Genomic DNA, 400 nt, shown 5'->3' on the forward strand with positions numbered 1-400 from the left:
TTTACTTAACCTTGCTCAGGATGTGCGCCGTTCAGTGGCCTGATGCGCTAAATGCTCCTTCGGGAGCATTTTTTATGGGATTTGGAAATTATTAGGAACCTAAACAGAGTTGTTTGTTGTTGTTTATGGGCGGAGAAATAGAGTGGCAGCTTTTCATTTCAGCCATCGGCGGTATTTATGCTCAATACTCTATTTTTCTGGCGTGACAAGGCGCATCCGCCGGAACCCTTATCCGATAACCGTTCACCTGTGCCTGCGGGTTATTTTGCTCCGGCCAGCGTAGAGGAGTTGTTGGGCACACCTCTACGTCAGCAATATCTGCAAACGCTGTGGGATTACTCTTCTCTGCCCAGAAACCTGTATCAGCAGTATTACCTGACTCCTCTGGAGCAGTGTGTAC

General features: G+C 48.0%; 1 protein-coding gene. It reads left to right on the plus strand.

Annotated elements, in window-relative coordinates; translation table 11 throughout:
• Positions 1-177: 177 nt before the first annotated feature.
• On the plus strand, positions 178-400 hold a 223-nt coding region (locus tag ACEWB7_RS18440; protein ID WP_411581154.1), incomplete at its 3' end, for a hypothetical protein.

Origin of the sequence: Acinetobacter sp. NIOH-H-8, from assembly GCF_046635365.1 — a bacterium.
Taxonomy (GTDB): Bacteria; Pseudomonadota; Gammaproteobacteria; order Pseudomonadales; family Moraxellaceae; genus Acinetobacter.